Origin of the sequence: Pseudomonas sp. B2M1-30 (genome assembly GCF_025447575.1) — a bacterium.
GTDB lineage: Bacteria > Pseudomonadota > Gammaproteobacteria > Pseudomonadales > Pseudomonadaceae > Aquipseudomonas > Aquipseudomonas botevensis.
Genome location: NZ_JAOEJT010000012.1, coordinates 100289 through 116137 on the forward strand (window position 1 = coordinate 100289; position 15849 = coordinate 116137).

A 15849-nucleotide genomic window follows, 5' to 3' on the forward strand; every position below is an offset into this window, starting at 1 on the left:
GCGCTTACAGATACTTCAACCAGGCAAGGTCACGACGCCGCGCCTTCAACGCCGAAAACCAGCGCACCGCCGGAAACAGCACGACCGCCAGCACGACCGCCGCCAGCCAAACCGCCGCCACCGACGAGAAACCGAAGTAGCTGCCCTGATTGAGCCCGAACAAGGCCACGCCAAGCAGATACAAGACCTTGAGCGCATACAGGTGCAGCAGATAGAAAAACATCGGCGCCGAGCCGAACACCGTCAGCCAGCGGATCCAGCGACGATCCTGCGCACGCTCGAACACCAGCAACAGCAGCAGGCCGACACTCACGGTCAGGGCGATGAACAGCAACGACGGCGGGTATTTGGTGATGTTGAAAAAGCTCATCAGGGTCTGCAGAGCGTTTTCGCCCACCGCCCACGGCTTCTCGCCATACCCATTGAGCAAACGCAGCGCCACGAACCCGCCAAGCCCGGCGATGCCACACAACAGCAGGCGTCGCTGACGTACAGCGGCATCGGCCGCACGGGCAAACCACGGCCCCAGCGCGTAACCGAGACCGATCACGCCGATCCAGGGCAGCAGCGGATACGAGGTGCGTAGACGCAGTTGTTCGCTGACCTCGATCCAGCCGCGATCATGCAGAATCGCCCAAGGCAGGTGCAGCGCCGAATCTGGCGAGAAATGCACGGCGTCGAGCAGGTTGTGCCCGGCGATGATCGTCAGGCTCAACGCCAGCAACCATCCGCGCGGCAGCCAGACCAGCAGCGACAAGGCGATCATGCTCAGGCCGATGGCCCAGATCACTTGCAGGTAGATCACGCTCGGTGGCAACTGGAAGGTCCAGGCGAAGTTCACCAAGGTGAATTCGAGCAGCACCAGAAACAATCCACGCTTGAACAGGAATGCGCTGACGTCTGTTTTGCCGGCGTACTTCTCACCAAACAACCAGGCCGACAGCCCGGTCAGCAACACGAACACCGGCGCGCACAAATGCGCCAGGGTCCGGCTGAAAAACAGCGCCGGTTCGGTGCTGGCGATGTCCATGGGATCGGACACCTGACGATGCAGCAGGAAGGTTTCGCGCACGTGGTCGAGCAGCATGAACAGGATGACCAGGCCCCTGAGGGCATCGATCGACAGCAGCCGGCCGGTCGCCGGGGGAACGGTAGGGGAAACAGCGAGGGTCATGGCAATTTCGTAAGCGAGTCAGGAACGACAGGGCCGCACGAATGCGGCCCGATTTTCGTTACCTTATAACATGAAAAGCCGATCCAATTGCTAGCAATTCTCAAGCAGAGCGCAGTTGCGCCAGCAGCACTTGCAATGGATGGCGCAATTGCTGGTTGGCTTCACGCTTGACCTGACTGCGGCACGAATAACCGGTAGCCAGCGCTTCGCCCTGCTCTTTCGGTGCCTCGACCTGCCTGGCCCAGGACTGTTCGAAGATCACCGCAGAGGTCACCCGGTTGCGCGCCTCGTGGCCGTAGGTGCCGGACATGCCGCAGCAACCGGTGGCCTGGGTCGCCAGTTTCAGCCCGGCCCGTTCGAACACCTGCTCCCATTGTCGGGTCGCGGCCGGCGCGTTGGTTTTCTCGGTGCAATGGGCCAACAGACGGAAGCGTTCGTCACGGCGCACGGCGGTGTTTTCCGGCATCGCCTTGAGCAACCACTCCTGCACCAGTGCCACCTCCGGGCATCCCTCCATTCCCGGCACCTTGAGGTACTCCTGGCGATAGACCAGGGTCATGGCCGGGTCCAGCCCCACCAGCGGCACACCGATCCGCGCCAGCTCACCCAACTGCCGGGCGTTGCGCAACGCGGCGCGATTGAACGCCGAGAGAAAGCCCTGCACATGCAGCGGCTTGCCGTTGGCACTGAACGGCGCCAGGTAGACCTGATAGCCGAGGCGCGTGATCAGCTCGATCAGATCCGCCAGCAGCGGCGCTTCGAAGTAGCGGGTAAACGCATCCTGCACCAGCACCACACTGCGTTCGCGTTGCGCCGGGGTCAGTGCGGACAGCACGTCCACCGTCGCCGCCTGCACCTGCCACTTACCCAGCGACCGGTGAAAATCGAACCGGCTGAGCAACGGCACATCGACCATCCCGCCGAGTCGCTCCAGCACACGGCGGCTGAACGCATTGCCCATCAGACCGTTGTACAAAAGCGGCACCCGCGCCATGTGCGGAATGCTGTATTCCAGCGAGGCAATCAGGTAATCGCGCAGCGGACGCAGATAACGGGTGTGGTACAGCTCCAGAAAACGCGAGCGGAAATCCGGCACGTTGACCTTCACCGGGCATTGCCCCGCGCAGGACTTGCACGCCAGGCACCCGGCCATGGCGTCGTACACCTCATGGGAGAAGTCCGCGCCCTGCCCCCGACTGTTCCGCCAGCGCTGCAGCAGCGTGGTGAAAAACGGCGGCCGGCGGCTGGCATCGGACAACACATCGACGCCCGCCAGCCCCTGCAAACGCAGCCATTCACGGATCAACGACGCGCGACCCTTGGGCGATTGCGCGCGCTGGCGGGTGGCTTTCCACGACGGGCACATGGCGTCGTCCGGATCGAAGTTGTAGCAGGCGCCATTGCCATTGCAGTGCATGGCCGCGCCGTAGTCCTGCCAGACCTTTTCGTCGATCTGCCGGTCGAGTTCGCCACGCAGGGTGACTTCGTCAATTTTCGACAGCGTTGCGTTGACCGTCGCCGGGGTGGCGATCTTGCCGGGGTTGAACTGGTTGAACGGATCGAACGCCGCCTTCAAGGCCTGCAACGCCGGATACAGCTCACCGAAAAACGCCGGGGCGTATTCCGAACGCAGGCCCTTGCCGTGCTCGCCCCACAACAGCCCGCCGTAGCGCTGGGTCAGCGCCGCCACGCCATCGGACACCGGCCGCACCAGCGCCGCCTGCTGCGGGTCCTTCATGTCGAGAATCGGCCGAACGTGCAGCACGCCGGCATCGACGTGACCGAACATGCCGTACTGCAAGCCATGGCTGTCGAGCAGCTCACGCAGTTCCGCGATGTACTCGGCCAGATGCTGTGGCGGCACGGCGGTGTCTTCGACGAACGGCTGCGGCCGCGCTTCCCCGGCGACGTTGCCGAGCAATCCCACCGCGCGCTTGCGCATGCCGTAGACCTTGTTCACCGCCGCCTGACCGACCGCCAGCGTATGCCCCAGTCGCTCGACGGTGCGGTCGCTGTTCAAGTGTTCGAGGAAAGTCTCGACCCTGCGTTGCAGGTCATCGGGATCGTCGCCGCAGAACTCCACCAGATTGATGCCCAGCGTCGGGCGCTCGGCGCTTGCCGGGAAATACTCGGCGACGCCGTGCCAGACGATGTCCTGCATCGCCAGCAGCAGCACTTTGGAGTCGACGGTTTCGATCGACAGCGGCTTGAGCGCCATCAGCGCCCGGGCATCGCGCAAGGCATCCATGAACCCGGCGTAGCGGATGTTCACCAGCATGGTGTGCCGGGGGATCGGCAACACATTCAATTTGGCCTCGACCACAAACCCCAGCGAACCTTCGGCGCCGCACAGCACGCTGTTGAGGTTGAAGCGCCGGTCGGCCTCGCGCAGGTGGGCCAGGTCATAGCCGGTGAGGCAACGGTTGAGGTCGGGAAAGCGCTGCTCGATCAGTTCGCCCTGCTCATCGATGATCTGCCGCGCGCAGCGGTACACCTCACCAACCCGATCCTCGCGCGCACATGCCTGCTCCAGCTCGGTCTCTTCCAGCGCCCGTCCGTGCAGCTTCTCGCCGCCACGCAGAATCATCTGCAGTTCGAGCACATGATCGCGGGTCTTGCCGTAGGTGCAACTGCCCTGACCGCTGGCATCGGTGTTGATCATGCCGCCGACAGTGGCACGGTTGGATGTCGACAGTTCCGGGGCGAAAAATAGCCCGGCGGCTTTCAGCGCGGCGTTGAGCTGATCCTTGACCACCCCGGCCTGCACCCGCACCCAGCGTTGCTCGACGTTGATTTCCAGAATGCGGTTCATGTGCCGCGACAGGTCGACGACGATGCCGTCGGTCAGCGACTGGCCGTTGGTGCCGGTGCCGCCGCCCCGAGGCGTGATCACCACCTGGCGATAGGCCGGTTCGGCGATCAGCCGCGCCAGCAGCGCCACGTCCTCGGCGTCCATCGGGAACACCGCCGCCCGGGGCAGGCGCTGATAGATCGAGTTGTCCGTCGCCAGCACCACGCGGCTGGCGTAGTCGGCGCTGATTTCACCTTTGAAACCACCGCTCTTGAGCGCCTGCAAAAACTGGCTGTAATCGGAAGTCAGGGGCGTAGCGGGAGAGAGCTGGGCGATCATCGGCAAAGGCGTCTCAGGTCAAAATCGGGCTGATGTGGCCGGAACTCTTGTACGCAACGAATGATTGCGTCAGGCTCCTTGGCCATTGGATGCCTATGTTCATTGCAGAAAGACTCTGCGACAAACGTAAATTCGACCCGACTTTAATGACTAAAACGAATGAATCCGCGAACCCTCACTCCCTCGATGTCGTTGCTGCTGGCGTTTGAAGCCGCCGCACGCCATGAAAGCTACACCCGTGCCGCCCACGAACTGTCGCTGACCCAGAGTGCGGTCAGCCGTCAGGTGCAGATTCTGGAAAAAATGCTCGGCATGCGCCTGTTCAGCCGCGAAGGCCGACGGGTGATCCTGACCGACGTCGGGCGCATGTATCAGCGCGAACTCACCGAAGCGCTCGGGCAGATTCGCAGCGCAACCCTGCAGGCCATGGCCTTCGGCTCGGGTATCCATAGCCTGCGCCTGGCGACACTGCCGACCTTCGGCTCGAAATGGTTGCTGCCACGGCTCAAGGATTTCTACACCGCGCATCCCGGCATGACCGTTCACCTGCACTCGCGAATCGAGGCCATCGATTTCGACACCAGCGAAATCGACGCGGCAATCTGCGTCGGCGGTGGCGACTGGCCGGGGCTGACCGCGCATCGCCTGCACACCGAAGAACTGGTGGTGATCGCCAGCGCTCAGCTGTCCGAAACCGAGCGGCGCAGCGCCGGCGAGCATATCGCCGGGCAACTGCTGCTCAACGTCAGCAGCAACGCCCAGGCCTGGGCCGAATGGTTCAGCCATCACGCCCTGCCCCATCGCAGCATGCGTATCGGCCCGAGTTTCGAAATGACCTCGCACCTGATTCAGGCGGTGCGCGCCAACATCGGCATCGGCCTGGTGCCACGGATTCTGGTCGAGGACGAGCTGAACAACGGCGAGCTGTTGCAACTGGGCGAGCCGATCAGCAGTCGTCGCAGCTATTACCTGGTGTACCCGGCGCGCAATGAATCGCTGCCGTCGCTGAAGGCGTTTCGGGATTGGCTGGTGCAGACACTCTGAGCCTTTGTATTGCCAGGACCGGCGCCTTCGTGGGCAAGCCCGCGAAGACGTCCGGCCAGACACCTCAGAATCGCGGCTTGAGCGCCTTCCAGTCCGCCTTGTATCGCTGCATCTGGCGCACATCGTCGCGCTGACGAATCCCGCACGTCAGGTACTGGTCATGCAGCTTGCCCAGTTGGTCGTGATCCAGCTCCAGGCCCAGTCCCGGCGCACGGGTGATTTTCACGCAGCCATCGACAATCGGCAGCTTGCCGCCCTTGATCACTTCCTCGTCCGGCTCCTGCCACGGGTAATGGGTGTCACAGGCGTAATCCAGATTCGGCACCGCCGCCGCCACATGGGCCATCGCCATCAGGCTGATGCCCAGGTGCGAGTTGGAATGCATCGATACGCCCAGACCAAAGGTGTCGCACATCTTCGCCAGGATCTGGGTATCGCGCAGGCCGCCCCAGTAATGGTGGTCGGCGAGGACGATCTGCACGCTGTTCTGCGCCACGCTGCGGCGGAATTCGTCGAAGTCGGTGACCACCATGTTGGTCGCCAGTGGCAGCCCCGTGCGTTTGTGCAACTCGGCCATGCCGTCCAGCCCAGGGGTCGGGTCCTCGTAATACTGCAAATCGTCACCGAGCAATTCGGCCATGCGAATGGACGTTTCCAGCGACCAGTTGCCGTTCGGATCGATCCGCAACGGATAGCCGGGGAAAGCCTTTTTCAGGGCCTTGATGCACGCCACTTCATGCTCTGGCGGCAGGGTGCCGGCCTTGAGCTTGATGCTCTTGAAGCCATAGGCCTCGATCATCCGCGCGGCCTGGGCAACGATCTGCTGCTCGCTCAGCGCCTCGCCCCAGTTGTCCGGTTTGTAGGGCGAATCGATGTGTTGCGCGTACTTGAAAAACAGATAGGCGCTGAACGGCACCTCATCGCGCAGTGCACCGCCGAGCAGATCCACCAGCGGCACGTTCAGGTAATGCGCCTGCAAATCGAGAAACGCCACTTCGAACGCAGAATAGGCGTTGCTCACCGCTTTGCTCGCATGGGAGCCAGGCGCCAGTTCCGCGCCCGCCAGACTGGCCGGCTTGTTCGCCGCCACCGTCGCCTGGACGATGCGACGCAACTGGTTGAGGTTGAATGGATCGAGCCCGATCAGTTGTGACTGCAATTGCTGCTGGATCGCCAGCGCCGGGGCGTCGCCATAGCTTTCACCGAGGCCGATGTAGCCGTTGTCGCTTTCGATCTCGATGATCGAACGCAGGGCGAAGGGCTCATGAATGCCGCTGGCGTTGAGCAACGGCGGATCACGAAAGGCAATCGGGGTGACGGTTACGCGGATGATTTTCAAGATGATGCTCCTGATGGATCGGAATCAGTGGCTCGCCGCCGTACTGGCCGTCGACGCGACGGCGGTTTCGGGTTCAGGCTTTGCCGGGGAATTGCCCTTGGCGCCAGGCGCCATGCGAGCGAAGAAGATCGCGACCGCCGCCACCAGCGAGGTCGCCGCGAGGCCGTACAGGCCGCCCTCGATCGAGCCCGTGGACTGCTCAAGGAAGCCGAACGCGGTCGGCGCGACAAAACCGCCGAGGTTGCCGATCGAGTTGATCAAGGCGATCACCGCCGCCGCGATGCGTGCATCCAGATAGCTTTGCGGGATCGGCCAGAACAGTGCCGAGGCCGCCTTGAAACCGATGGCCGCAAAGCAGATGGCGACGAAGGCGAACACCGGCCCGCCAGTGGTCGACATGAACATGCCAAACGCGGCGATCACCAGCGTCAGCGCCACCCAGGCCTGCTGGAATTTCCATTTGCCGGCCAGGGCCGCGAAACCGTACATCGCGACGATCGAAATGATCCACGGCACCGAGTTGAGCAAACCGACTTCGAAGTCACCCAGGCTGCCCATCTTCTTGATCATGCTCGGCAGCCAGAACGTCGCGCCGTAAATGGTCAGGGCGATGGAGAAATAGATGAAACAGAACAGCGCGATCTGCCGATCCGCCAACAGCTTGAACATCGATGGCCTGGCGACATGGGTCGCTTCCCGGGCGCGCTGTTCTTCGGCAATGGCTGTCACCAACGCTTCGCGCTCTTCCTCGCTCAGCCACTTGGCCTGGCGCGGATGGGATTGCAGCCAGAACCAGACAAACCCGCAGAGCACCACCGACGCAGCGCCTTCAATCAGGAACATCCATTGCCAGCCGTGCAGCCCCATGCCGCTGATGTGCAACAGCGCACCGGACACCGGGCCGGAAATCACCGAGGCAATCGCCGAACCGCTGAGAAACACCGCCATCGTCTTGCCGCGCTCTGAGGCAGGTAACCATTGGGTGAAGTAGTAAATGATCCCCGGGAAGAATCCGGCCTCGGCCGCCCCGAGAATAAAGCGCAGGACATAGAAACTGGTTTCGCCCCGAACGAAGGCCATGGCCATCGCGGCCGCGCCCCAGGTAAACATGATCCGCGTCAGCCAGGCCCTCGCGCCATAGCGTTGCAGGAGCATGTTGGACGGCACTTCGAACAGCGCGTAACCGACGAAAAACAGACCGGCGCCGAGGCCGTACGCCGCCGCGCCGATACCCAGATCGGTTTCCAGATGACTGCGCACGAAACCGATGTTGACCCGGTCGATGTAGTTGACGATGAACATCACCACGAACAGCGGCAGCACATGGCGCTTGACCTTGGCAGCGGCACGGGCGAGTACCGTGACGTCCGGCGAACTCTGTTGGGTTTTCAAGGGGCGACTCCCGATCATTGTTTTTTTAGGGATGCCTTTTAGGCGTAGACCGATCATGGACGGGGCAATTGATCCCGTCTAATCTAACTTGGCATTCGATTGATACCCGGATTAGATCAATGTTCGAACTGACCCAACTGCGCTGCTTCACCACCGTCGCCACCGAACTCAACTTCCGTCGCGCCGCCGAACGCCTGAACATGACCCAGCCACCGCTGAGCCGGCAGATCCAGTTGCTGGAGCATCACCTGGGCGTCGAATTGTTCACCCGCAGCACGCGCAGCGTGGCCCTGACCGCAGCAGGTCGGGCATTTTTCATCGAGGCGCAGAACCTGCTGGAGCGCGCCCAGCAAGCGGCCGTCACCGCGCGGCGCTTCGCCGAGGGCGATATCGGTTCGGTGAACATCAGTTTCGTCGGCAGTGCGGTGTATGAATTTTTGCCCAAGGTCATCGCGGAGGCTCGCCTGCGTCAGCCGCAGGTGAAAATCGATCTGAGCGAAATGAACACCTACCAGCAACACGAAGCGTTGCGCGCCCGCCGTATCGATCTGGGCATCGCCCGCGCGCCGTTACTGGAGCCGGGCTACGCCACCGAATGCCTGGTGCGCGAACCTTTCGTACTGGCCGTGCCCAGCGGCCATCGCCTGGCGAACGCCGCCGAAGTCTCGGTGAATGATCTGGATGGGCAACCGTTCCTGATGTACTCCCACGCGGCCTATCCACCGTTCAACGAACTGCTGACCGGCACGCTGCGCTCGGCCCGCGTCGCCCCGGACTATGTGCAGTGGCTGGGGTCGTCACTGACAATTCTGGCACTGGTCAACGCCGGCATGGGCGTCGCCCTGGTGCCGCGCTGCGCCACCAGTGTGGTGTTCAGGAATGTGGTGTTTCGCGATATCGATCTGGGTGAAGGCGTTCAGAGCGAACTGCACCTGATCTGGCGCGAGAATAACGACAACCCGGCGTTTGCCATGTTGCTGGAGGGCATTCGCCGGGCGGTCAGGGAAGGTTGGGGGTGATGCGTGATCAGTATTTAGGGGGCGGCGGCGGTGTAGTCGGCGTTTTGACCAACGGAACCTCCAGACGCTTTCCGTCCGGACCGAAAAAGAGCCGGGCGATATGCGGTGGCATGAGCTGGCGTGCTCTGGCAGTCATGATGAACCCTCTTGTGCAGGGTTGAGCTCAACCCATTTGATGTTTCCGGAATCTATCAACAAAAACTCAGACTCAAAAGGCGTCTTAGTGCCATCGCCATTGAGCCAGTAGGGATTCTGCATTACAAACTGTCCTGACCCGGATTCAGGCGGCCACTCGACGGGCCAGCCAAACACGCGCCTTTCATCGGTCAAGTGCAGGGTAATGAGGCTGCTGTTTTGCGAGAGGGTACTGAACCATTCACTGGGGTAGGAAGATTGTTTCGTGACATTTCGACGGCGCAACCATCCGTGCAATTGGTCATTCGTGGACAGAAAACAGGAACACAGACCCAACGCCACCGAAACGAAAAAAGCCCAGCACGCATGCACCTTGACGCTCCAGACGCCTACAGAAAAGCCCTTCAGTCCGATCCACAAACAAATCGCACCAACCCCCAGCACCACTCCATGAATCACAAACGTGAAAATCAACGCCTGCACAATCTGCCCAAATGTGTCAGGCCGTTTGAACGCGGTAAGCGTGTAGAAAATCCAGGTCGAGACAAACCCCGGAATCAAATACTGCAACAGCGGAATAACCTCTTTCACCAGATCATCCATGATCAGTGGCTCCTCAAAACCGAAAACGTATCCTCCATGAATAGCGATGCCGGCCCTGTCCGGGGCCGGCACTCAAAAGCCTAGCGCAGGCTGCGAAAACGCCCTGAACCAAGTGTCACAGTTCATTGCGCCAAAGCAGTCATCACGCGTCCTGCAAGATCAGATCCGCGCCCTTCTCCGCCACCATCAGCACCGCCGCGTGGGTGTTGCCCGATGTCACGTTGGGAAAGATCGACGCATCGACAATCCGCAAACCTTGCAGGCCGTGCACCTTGAGGCGTTTGTCGACCACCGAGGTCTGCTCGTCCGCGCCCATCGCGCAGGACCCGCACAGGTGATAGATCGAGCCGCAGTTGTCGCGGAAGTACTGGAGCATCTGCTCGTCGCTTTCGACCACCGGCCCCGGCAGCACTTCGTCGACGGTGATGTCCTTGAGCGCCGGTGCGCCCATGATCTTGCGCATCAGGCGACTGCCCTGGATCACCTCGTCGATGTCCTTTTGCGTACTCAGGTAATTGGGGTCGATCCGCGCCGCGTCCCGAGGATTTTTCGAGGCGATTTCGATATGCCCGCGACTGGTCGGCCGGCACGGGTTGAAGCACAACAGGAAACCTGAGTACGGCTCGGGCTTGAGACTGGCCTTGTTGTTTTTCGGGATCTGGTACGACAACGGGTTGAAGTACAGCTGCAGGTTCGGATGACTCTGCTGCGCATCACCCCGGAAGAAACCGCCGGCCTGATTCACGCTCATCGCCAGCGCACCCTTGCGGGTCAGCAGGTATTTCACGCCGAGCTTGAACTGGCCGAACAACGAGCTGAGCTCATCGTTGAGGGTCGGGATATTGGCCTTGTAGTAGTAGCTGACGCAGAGGTGATCCTGAAGATTCTGCCCCACCGCCGGCAGGTGCTTGACCACCGGAATCTGGTGCTTGCTCAGCAGCTCACGATTGGCCACGCCGGACAGTTGCAGGATTTTCGGGGTGTCGACAGCACCGGCACAGAGGATCACTTCCTTGCGCGCGGTAAAGGTGCGGGCCACGCCATGCTGGGTGATCGAGATCCCCGTGGCGCGTTGTTGCGACTCATCGAACAACACGCGATCGACCAGCGCGTAATGCTCGACGGTCAGATTCGGCCGGCTCAGTGCCGGGTGCAAATGAGCGAAGCTGCTGGAGCTGCGCTGGCCGTTTTTGGTGTTGACGTCATAGATCCCGGCGCCCTCGAATTTCGGCCCGTTGAAATCGTCGCTGCGCGGGTAGCCCAGCTCGTCACACCCCTTGAGAAATACGTCGCAGATCGGATGCGTCTGGCCGGCCATCGGGGTGATGCTGATCGGGCCGCTGCCGCCGTGATATTCGCTGTCGCCCAGCGGGTGGTTTTCCAGTTTGCGGAAGTACGGCAGCACGTCCTTGAAACCCCAGCCGTCGTTGCCGTTGGCAGCCCAGTCGTCGAAGTCATGGGCCTGGCCACGCACGTAGATCATCGCGTTGATCGAGCCCGAACCACCCTGCACCTTGCCGCGCGGGGCGTAGATTTCACGGTTGCCCAACTGCTTCTGCGGCTGGCTGTAGTACATCCAGTTGAAGGTCGGGTTGTAATACATTTTGGCGAAGCCGACCGGGATCCTGAACCACAGCGAGCTGTCCTTGCCACCCGCTTCCAGCAGCAGCACCGAATGTTTGCCCGACGCCGAGAGCCGGTTGGCCAGCACGCAGCCGGCAGCGCCTGCGCCAGCGATGATGTAGTCGTATGTCATGCACGGTTACCGCGTAAGTCGTTATACAAAAATCGCGAATCTGCAGGTGGGAGCGGTGGGCTCCCACAAGGACTGCGTCAGCCTTTGGCCGGCGAGGTGTCTTTGACGTCAGCCGGCGTCGGCGCCATTTGCAGGTGCAGACGTGAACCGGTGTACGGCGAATGCTTGCGCACCACGTCCATGTTCAGCTCGACCCCAAGGCCCGGCTCGGTGGACGGAATGATGTAGCCGTCTTCCCACTGCAACGGCTTTTTCAGGATTTCGGCATGGAAGCCGCCCCAGGTCTCGATGCTTTCCTGGATCAGGAAGTTCGGCGTGCAGGTCGCCAGCTGGAAACTCGCCGCCGCACCAATCGGCCCGTTGTACAGATGCGGGGCGATTTGCGCGTAGTACGCCTCGGCCATGCTGGCGATCTTCTTCGCTTCCAGCAGGCCGCCACAGCGCGCCACGTTCATTTGCAGAATCGACGCACCGCCGGCCTGCAACAGCTTGAAGAATTCGTACTTGGTGGTCAGGCGCTCGCCGGTGGCAATCGGGATGCTGGTCTTGGCGGCGACTTGCGCCATGGCCTCTTCCTGTCCCGGCGGCACCGGTTCTTCGAACCACAGCGGGTCGTATTTCTCCAGACGCCTGGCCAGGCGAATCGCCGACGACGGCACCATTTGCCCGTGGGTGCCGAACAGCAGGTCGCACTTGTCGCCCACCGCTTCGCGGATCTTACGGCAGAAGGTTTCGCAGCGTTCCAGCACCTCCAGCGAAATCTGGTGCCCGGAGTACGCGGTGTACGGGCCGGCCGGGTCAAACTTCACGGCAGTGAAGCCTTTGTTCATGTTCTCCACCGCACATTCAGCGGCCAGGTCCGGATCGTCGTAGTCGTACTCGCCACGGCTGTTGACCGGATACAGGTAGGTGTAGGAACGCAGGCGCTCGTTGACCTTGCCGCCGAGCAGCTCGTAGACCGGCTTGTTCGCGGCCTTGCCGATGATGTCCCAACAGGCCATTTCCAGGCCGCTGACCACGCCCATCATGGTCAGGTCGGGGCGTTGGGTGAACCCGCTCGAATAAGCCTGGCGGAAGAAGCGCTCGATGTGGTGCGGGTCCTGATCGAGCAGGTAGCGCTCGAACACGTCTTCGATGATCGGCAGCATGGCTTTCGGGCCGAAGGTCGCGGCGTAGATCTCGCCCACGCCTTCGATGCCGCAGTCGGTCCTGAGTTTGACGAACAGCCAGTACATGCCGCCGACGTGGGGTGGCGGGACGGCGACGATATGGGTTTCAAGGGCGACGATTTTCATCTCAGGCACCTGTCTTGTTCAAGGATTTGCGATTGATCCGGGCACGCAGGGTCAGCGCGGCAAAGGTGCCGATCAGGCCGACGGCGGCGATGTAGCCGAAATAGAGCTTGTAGCCGAGCGCACCGGGGTAATGCTCGGTGAGGTAGCCGTTGATCAGCGGAATAAAGGCATCGGGCATGTAGCCGACCACCGAGACGATGCCGATCGCCAGGCCGGTGATGCGCAGCGGGATGTTGCAATTGTCGAGAATCGCCCAGTACAGACCGCGAATCGCATAGGTCATCAGGCCGATGAAAATCACCGTGCCGATCAACAGGCCCATGCTGTTGAGCGCCGGGAATACGATCAGTCCGATCATCGCCAGCGACGCCAGCAACAGCGCCACGATCAGCACCGAAATATTCGAGAATTTGTCCCCGAGCCAGCCGCCGCCAATACCACCCACCGGGCGCATCCACAACTTGATGGTGGTAATGGTGCCGGCCATGACCGCGGTCATGCCGCCACCTTGCAGGTAATCCGAAAAGCTGTAGGTTGCCCAGAAGATGTGATAGCCGCAGAACACGATAGCGGTGACCAGCCACAGCTCGGGGATCTTCACCAGGGTCGTCAGGTCGGCCAGCAGGTTGAACTTGCCCTTCTCCACCGCTGGCGTGTCCTCCATCGACTTCGGATCCTTGATCAACACCAGCACACAGCCGATGACGATACAGGTGAAGGCATAGAGGTAGACGACGTGACGGAAACCCTCGGCGGTGGACTCGCCACGGGTTTCGGTGGCGTAGGCAAACAGCCCCAGCGCGACCGTCGCCAGCAACGCTTCGACCAGCCCGCGACCACCGTCGAGGATGCCGAAGAACCGGCCCTGTTCGGAGTGATGGGCAATCATCTTTACCCGCTTGAGCACCGACGCCCAGAACGTCAGGCCGGTGGTCAAACCCCAGCACCCGAAGATGATCATCAACCCGGTCATCGACGGCGCGGTCGAGTACCACAGACCCAGTGCGCCGGTCGCCACCAGCGAAAAGAAAATCAGGAAACGCGGCGCGATGCGGTCAGCCAGCCAACCGCTGGGCAGATAGCTGAGCAGGAATATCGTCCCGAGCATCGAGTACAGATAACCCAGCTCGCTGTGGTTGATCTGGAACACCTCGAGCATGGTCGTCTGATAGACCTGGCGCAGGTACAGAATCGGATAGATCGCGCCGGCGGCCAGCACCAGCAACATGAGTTGGAGATAGCGACTTCCCTTGTCGCCGTGGCTTTTCACAGCCGAATCGGAACCCTGAACAGCGGCAGCAGACGATGCATGCTTGGACATTGATGTGACCTCGGGCGACCCGGTGCTCCGGGCGCCCCTGATAATTGTTTTTATAGGTGTAGCGTGAGGCGTGGTGCGGTGGATCAGTACTTCATGACCACGAGTCGGGTCTGGGTGAATTCGAGCATCCCGTGCTTGCCGTCATCGCCGCCCAGGCCCGAGCGTTTCCAGCCAGCGTGGTAACCCTGATACGGATCGGCCGGGGTGCGATTGACGTACAACTCGCCGGCCTCGATGGCGTTGGCGACTTTCTGCGCGGTGCGGTAGTTCTCGGTGTACAGCACCGACGACAGGCCGAACTGGTGATCGTTGGCCATGGCCAGCGCTTCGTTGATGTCGCGGTACTTGAGCACCGGCAGCACCGGACCGAAGATTTCCTCCTGAACGATTTCCATGTCCTGGCGGCAGTTGCTGAGCAGGGTCGGCGGGTAGAAATGACCTGGGCCTTCGGGCAGCACGCCGCCGTTTTCGAGGACGGCGCCGTCAGCGATGGCGCGCTCGACCATGGCGTGAATGTTCTGCTGCGAACTGGCGTTGACCAGCGGTCCCATCAGGCTGGCGTCGGTGGCACGGTCGCCAAATTTCACCGCCGCGATTTTCGCCTTGAGCAACGCGAGGAAGCGGTCATGCACGCTTTCCTGCACGTAGACCCGCTCCACCGCCGTACACAACTGGCCGCAGTGGGTGGTCTTGGAACCGATGATCGCGCTGGCGGCGGCCTCCAGATCGGCGTCGGCCTCGATGATTGCCGGGGTCTTGCCGCCGAGTTCCAGCGACGGCTTGGCGATATTGGCCTTGCAGTAATCGAGGACGATACGCCCGGCGTTGACGCTGCCGGTCAGGGTGATCAGGCCCACGGCTTTGTGCGTGCAAACCGCAGCGGCGGTGGCGTGATCCATAGTCAGGATATTGATGACCCCGGCCGGCATGCCCGATTGCTGTACGGCTTTGGCGATCTCGAACGCCGACGTCGGGGTGTTGTTGCTCGGGCGCACCACCACGGTATTGCCGGCAATCAGCGCCGGGGCGATTTTGCGCAGCAGGGTGTAGACCGGATAGTTGAACGGAATCAGGCAGGCGACCACGCCGATCGGCTCGCGATGCAGGAACAGGTTTTCGTCGGGGCTGTCGCTGGGAATGATCTCGCCTTCGATACGCCGTGCCCATTCGGCGTGATAACGAGTGATCTGCGCGGCGTAACGGGCTTCGTTGCTGGCGTCGTTGAGGCTCTTGCCGGACTCGGCGGCCAGCGCGGCGCCAATGGCTTCGGCGCGATCTTCCAGAGCAGTGGCGAAGGCTCGCAGATGGTCGGCGCGTTCGATACTGGTGAGCTTGCCCCAGACCTTTTGCGCGGCGGCTGCCGCATCCACCGCAGCGGTGGCTTCTTCGGCGGTGGCGGCCGAGACCTGGCCGATCAGTGCTTCCGTCGCCGGGTTATGGACCGCAATCAGCGCGGCGCTGGCCGGCTCGATGAAGTGGCCGTTGACAAAATTTCGCTCGACTCGCATGTGCATCGCCCATCGTGTGTTTTTATCGATGGCGCCAGTCTTGTCATCGCTGGCGCCTTGAACAAACGATTTATCGGGCGGGCAAACATTCGAAAAATGCACGTTACCCCTAAAAACCCTCCAGACCCACTTT

The 15849-nt window shown here is 61.7% G+C and carries 11 protein-coding genes; 2 read left to right on the top strand and 9 right to left on the bottom strand.

The genetic code is table 11. The annotated features are described in order from the left end of the window. Positions 1–4: 4 nt before the first annotated feature. Positions 5–1174 carry a DUF1624 domain-containing protein gene (locus N8H74_RS21775; protein WP_262150178.1) on the bottom strand — a complete coding sequence of 390 codons (1170 nt, stop codon included), beginning with the start codon at positions 1172–1174 and terminating at the stop codon, positions 5–7. Positions 1175–1274: 100 nt separating this feature from the next. Next, positions 1275–4304 (bottom strand): FAD-binding and (Fe-S)-binding domain-containing protein, encoded by a 3030-nt coding sequence (locus tag N8H74_RS21780; protein WP_262150347.1) that lies wholly within the window; start codon positions 4302–4304, stop codon positions 1275–1277. A 159-nt stretch (positions 4305–4463) separates the two neighbouring features. On the opposite strand from N8H74_RS21780, the gene N8H74_RS21785 reads away from it, so the two are divergent. Further along, positions 4464–5348 carry a LysR substrate-binding domain-containing protein gene (locus tag N8H74_RS21785; protein WP_262150180.1) on the top strand — a complete coding sequence of 295 codons (885 nt, stop codon included), beginning with the start codon at positions 4464–4466 and terminating at the stop codon, positions 5346–5348. Between the two features lie 64 nt (positions 5349–5412). Here N8H74_RS21785 and N8H74_RS21790 read toward each other — a convergent pair whose 3' ends face one another. Both N8H74_RS21790 and N8H74_RS21795 read right to left on the bottom strand, forming a co-directional pair. Continuing rightward, positions 5413–6687 carry a glucarate dehydratase family protein gene (locus N8H74_RS21790; RefSeq protein WP_262150182.1) on the bottom strand — a complete coding sequence of 425 codons (1275 nt, stop codon included), beginning with the start codon at positions 6685–6687 and terminating at the stop codon, positions 5413–5415. A gap of 24 nt (positions 6688–6711) precedes the next feature. After that, on the bottom strand, positions 6712–8079 hold the full coding sequence (locus N8H74_RS21795; protein ID WP_262150184.1) for an MFS transporter: 1368 nt from the start codon (positions 8077–8079) through the stop codon (positions 6712–6714). Positions 8080–8198: 119 nt separating this feature from the next. On the opposite strand from N8H74_RS21795, the gene N8H74_RS21800 reads away from it, so the two are divergent. Continuing rightward, a complete protein-coding gene (locus tag N8H74_RS21800) occupies positions 8199–9098 on the top strand; it encodes a LysR substrate-binding domain-containing protein (RefSeq protein WP_262150187.1) in 900 nt (299 codons plus the stop codon). A 132-nt stretch (positions 9099–9230) separates the two neighbouring features. On the opposite strand, the gene N8H74_RS21805 is transcribed toward N8H74_RS21800, so the two are convergent. From N8H74_RS21805 to aldA, 5 genes are all read right to left on the bottom strand, one after another. Beyond that, complete coding sequence (locus N8H74_RS21805) at positions 9231–9836, bottom strand: DUF6338 family protein (RefSeq protein WP_262150188.1); 606 nt, start codon at positions 9834–9836, stop codon at positions 9231–9233. Between the two features lie 142 nt (positions 9837–9978). Further along, positions 9979–11592, bottom strand: coding sequence for a GMC family oxidoreductase N-terminal domain-containing protein (locus N8H74_RS21810; protein WP_262150191.1), 1614 nt, complete (start codon positions 11590–11592; stop codon positions 9979–9981). Between the two features lie 77 nt (positions 11593–11669). Then, positions 11670–12887, bottom strand: coding sequence for a mandelate racemase/muconate lactonizing enzyme family protein (locus tag N8H74_RS21815; RefSeq protein WP_217833087.1), 1218 nt, complete (start codon positions 12885–12887; stop codon positions 11670–11672). A 1-nt stretch (position 12888) separates the two neighbouring features. Continuing rightward, positions 12889–14208: an MFS transporter gene (locus N8H74_RS21820; RefSeq protein ID WP_262150193.1), complete on the bottom strand. Its 1320-nt coding sequence runs from the start codon at positions 14206–14208 to the stop codon at positions 12889–12891. 83 nt (positions 14209–14291) lie between these two features. Next, positions 14292–15716 carry an aldehyde dehydrogenase gene (aldA, locus tag N8H74_RS21825; RefSeq protein WP_262150348.1) on the bottom strand — a complete coding sequence of 475 codons (1425 nt, stop codon included), beginning with the start codon at positions 15714–15716 and terminating at the stop codon, positions 14292–14294. Positions 15717–15849: the final 133 nt, after the last annotated feature.

What these genes read in the sequence shown, in the direction of transcription:
- N8H74_RS21775 (WP_262150178.1), bottom strand. Translation starts at nt 1,174, where the DNA reads ATGACCCTCGCTGTTTCCCCTACCGTTCCCCCGGCGACCGGCCGGCTG.
- N8H74_RS21780 (WP_262150347.1), bottom strand. Translation starts at nt 4,304, where the DNA reads ATGATCGCCCAGCTCTCTCCCGCTACGCCCCTGACTTCCGATTACAGC.
- N8H74_RS21785 (WP_262150180.1), top strand. Translation starts at nt 4,464, where the DNA reads ATGAATCCGCGAACCCTCACTCCCTCGATGTCGTTGCTGCTGGCGTTT.
- N8H74_RS21800 (WP_262150187.1), top strand. Translation starts at nt 8,199, where the DNA reads ATGTTCGAACTGACCCAACTGCGCTGCTTCACCACCGTCGCCACCGAA.
- N8H74_RS21805 (WP_262150188.1), bottom strand. Translation starts at nt 9,836, where the DNA reads ATGGATGATCTGGTGAAAGAGGTTATTCCGCTGTTGCAGTATTTGATT.
- N8H74_RS21810 (WP_262150191.1), bottom strand. Translation starts at nt 11,592, where the DNA reads ATGACATACGACTACATCATCGCTGGCGCAGGCGCTGCCGGCTGCGTG.
- N8H74_RS21815 (WP_217833087.1), bottom strand. Translation starts at nt 12,887, where the DNA reads ATGAAAATCGTCGCCCTTGAAACCCATATCGTCGCCGTCCCGCCACCC.
- N8H74_RS21820 (WP_262150193.1), bottom strand. Translation starts at nt 14,208, where the DNA reads ATGTCCAAGCATGCATCGTCTGCTGCCGCTGTTCAGGGTTCCGATTCG.
- aldA (WP_262150348.1), bottom strand. Translation starts at nt 15,716, where the DNA reads ATGCGAGTCGAGCGAAATTTTGTCAACGGCCACTTCATCGAGCCGGCC.